Origin of the sequence: Cellulophaga sp. (genome assembly GCF_039943695.1) — a bacterium.
Taxonomy (GTDB): Bacteria; Bacteroidota; Bacteroidia; order Flavobacteriales; family Flavobacteriaceae; genus Cellulophaga.
Window position 1 is genome coordinate 1 of the sequence record NZ_JBDVAA010000208.1, and the last position, 3,705, is coordinate 3,705.

The following is a 3,705-nucleotide window of genomic DNA, read 5'->3' on the forward strand; positions in this document are numbered from 1 at the left end:
TTCTATTTCTAAAGAGGTACTTGGGTGTGGAACATTAATATACACTTTATCATTTTTAAAAGAATTGTAAGCCGTAAAAGTGTAGTTAATAGACAAGCCACCTATATCTTCTTTAGTAATTGGTATTTTTATTGTTTTAGAACTGTTACTAAGTGTTATTATTTTTGTTTCAATAGGTTTGTTATTTCTATCTATATACAACGTAACATTTAAAGGTGTTGCTGCAGATAACAGTTTAACTTCTACATTGTCTCCAACGCTGTAACTATTTTTGTCGATTTTTATATCAAAAAGTTCGTTGTCTGCTGTAGTTTTATCTGTGTTGCTAAATAAACTTGTTATTGCCTTGTCTGTAACAGTTTGTCCAAATTTATCTTTAGCTTCTAGCTCAATAATATATTTGCCAGATTCCCATTTTTTAATAGTAGGTAAATTAATTACAGAAGATTTTTGAGTGTCAAAATTAGTACTCCATAATAGTGGCCCCTTGTCCCAATCTCTTGGTTGCTGCTTTTTGTATATTTCGTTAGGGAAGTTTGTGCTAAACGTAGTTTCATCTATTTTGTAATCTGGAGCAGACCAAGGTCTACTGCGTTTTACATTTTTAGGTGCTTGTAATTTGTATATTTTTAATGACCCTTTTGCGGCAGTAAACTGTCCGTTTAAGTTAGCAGTATTAACATATAATACGCTATCTTTTTTAGTTTTATCTATTTGCGAGCTTACATTTATAGTGGCATTTAAACTATGGTAACCAACTCTAACTACAGTTGTAGTACTTTTTGTTTCTCCATTAATATCTGTAACATCTGCAGTAATTTCATAATTAAAAATAGGAGAGTTATCCTTATTTACACTTTTTTCTGGTATAGCCTTAAAGGTTATTTGGTAGTTTCCATTAGCATCTGTTTTAGTTTCCCCGTGTTTAATTTCTTGTGGTGTGCTATTATAGTAGGGTACTCTCCAATAATACCAGTTAGGATATCTAACCAACCTTTTTACGGTGTAAACAACTTTAGCATCAGTAATTGTGCTACCAGCAAAAGCATTGGCTGTACCGTTTACCGTTACCATATCATTAACCTTGTAGGTCTCTGTAACAGGTTTAAAAGTTGTTGTAAATTTAGGTCGTTTGTATTCTTCTACAGAAAAATAACTGGTATTACTTATTTTGTTGCTACTAGATATTGCTTCTATAGTAAAATTACCTGTTAAGCCGTTACTAGGTAATATAAATTCTCCATTAAAAGAGCCATACTCATTTGTAGTTAACTCTAAAGATTTTACAGCTTGGTAATTCACATCTTTTAGCGTTACAGTAACCTTAATGTTTTCTAATACGTCAGATTTATTATTTTTTTGGTTAATAGCAATACCTTTAAAATAAACAGGTTGCCCTGGTCTGTATATACTACGGTCTGTGAATAAAAAAGCATTATTATAATTTATATTACTATTACTGTTGGCTCTAGTGTATACATTATAAGTGCCAAATGTAGCGTAATCATCATTACTACTAACCTTTAGTTTTATATTGCGCCACCTTTGGTCTGTTTTGTGAATGGTAACCATACCCAAGCTATTGGTTTTAAATTTAGCGTGTTGTACAGGGTCATTATACGTTTTATGATATTCTAACTTAACTGTAGCATTTGCAATAGGCTTACCATTTGCTCTGTTTACTACCTGAAAATAATCTGCTGTATTTGTAGTACTATTTACAACAGCCAAGTCTGTTACTTGTATGGTATTATACCCGTAAGTTTTTGTTAATTTAGTAGGTTCTGCAAGTATAAGTAGTTGTCCTACATTTAATTTTGGTATAATAACTTCAGTAGTATGGTTTTGGTAATCTTTTTCGTTTTTTAATTTAGACTTCCACGTTTTTACACTTTTAAGTTTTTTTATATACTGTAGTTTTTTGTCATCATCATAAATTGTATCTAACGTATGTAATTGCTTGTCTGAAATTGTATAGACTGTAAAATTTAAATCGTTTACATTTTTATACCTAACAAGTACTTTAGACGGCTTGTTCACTTGTATGTAACTTTCTGTACTTATGTCAAGTCTACTTCTTTTTATAGTTGTAACCAAGTCGTTACACATTTCTGCGGCTCTACTTTTAGGAAATTTAGCAACTACAGCTTCACAAATTTTGATAGCATCATTTTTCTTCCATTGGTTTTTTGGTATTATGCTATTTGGATGGTAGCTATCTCCTTTGGTGTTGTAATAGGTAGCAATATTGTAATTGTATAAACCAGAAACAGCATCGTTTTTATAAGTGTTTGCCATTTTTTTTAAGGTTGATATGTAGTGTTTATCTTTCTCTAAAAAAACAGCGTTATTGTAAACAAAATTTAATCGTTCTAAATCTACTTCAACAAAAGCCTCTGGTGAAGCATCATTTTTATGAAAATCTAATAAGCCTTGATAAATTTTTAAAGCTTTAGACTTTAATGATGTTTTATCGTCTTCGTTAATAGGTAAACTAATAAAATCTGTTCCACTACATAGCATATTTTGGTCATCAATCTCAAACTGATCAGCAGGTCTAGTTATGCTACTTTCATCTGTTTTATAAAACTCTAATGCAGTATGCGATAAAAGGTCAAACAGTGTAGGTCTGTATATTTTAGAATCTTTTCTGTTGTTTAATAACAAGTCAAACTCATCTACTTTAATCTTTTGTAATGCACTGCTATTTTTTAAGGAGGACTTAAAATTAGTGTCAATTTCATAAAATAAAGTAGTTAAATCCCAAGTTCTAAAATCTATACTATCTACTTTAGTTTCAGTTGTAGTTCTATTGTAAAAACGATATCTATTTTGCCTAAAATATTGTAAATATAAATTAGCTAAATAACTGTGTAAAACGTTTTTTGTAGGTGTGTCACTATTAGCAATTTCAGATTTAAAATTTGTTATAATAGACAACACAGCATCTTCCTCTAAAGTCATTGCATATTTAGAGATGTACAACAATGCTTTTACATTCTGTGGCGAGTTGCCTTCTTTTTTTGCTTTGGCAGCAATTGCTTGCACTGTTTCTAGGGCAGATTTGGTCATAGAAGACTTCTCGTGCTTTTCTACGGTTTTCCAAAGTGCGTCAAAACTGTTATTTTCTTGTGCCATTGCTATGTTTGCAAATAAAATTAGAACTATAATAGAAGTTAAATTTTTCATTATCTGTATGTTATCTTGTTAAGATTTGTAAATCTAAATCTGCATTAAATGTACTAACAAATTTGAGCTTTATAGTACAACTATGCAATTAAGAATGCGTTAACTTACCTTTTAAGTGAGTAAAGTCATCTAAACAGATCAAAAGTAGTACCAATCTAAGTTTTTTACATCCCTATTTACCGTGTAATTGTCTGTTGTGTTTATTTTTTTTAAACCTATTTGTATTGTTATCTTTACAGCTATAATTTTACGTATGAAAATTCATTTTATAGCCATTGGCGGTAGTGCAATGCACAATTTGGCATTAGCCTTAGAACATAAAGGATACACAATTACAGGTAGTGATGATGTTATTTTTGAACCTTCTAAAAGTAGGTTAGAAGCAAAAGGATTGTTGCCAGAATCTTTTGGTTGGTTTACAGATAAAGTTACTGCAGATTTAGATGCGGTTATTTTGGGTATGCACGCTAAAGAAGATAATCCAGAGCTTTTAAGAGCAAAAGAGCTTGGACTTAC

Annotated in this window: 2 protein-coding genes; one reads left to right on the top strand and one right to left on the bottom strand. The window is 30.7% G+C overall.

Annotated features, from left to right (window positions below; all coding sequences use genetic code 11):
• Positions 1-3,189: MG2 domain-containing protein (locus ABJD66_RS14920; protein ID WP_348133083.1), on the bottom strand; the 3,189-nt coding region annotated here is incomplete at its 3' end.
• A gap of 253 nt (positions 3,190-3,442) precedes the next feature.
• Between ABJD66_RS14920 and ABJD66_RS14925 the strand changes: the two genes are divergently transcribed.
• Positions 3,443-3,705, top strand: a 263-nt coding sequence (locus ABJD66_RS14925; protein ID WP_348133086.1) for a Mur ligase domain-containing protein, incomplete at its 3' end; no start/stop codon positions are given.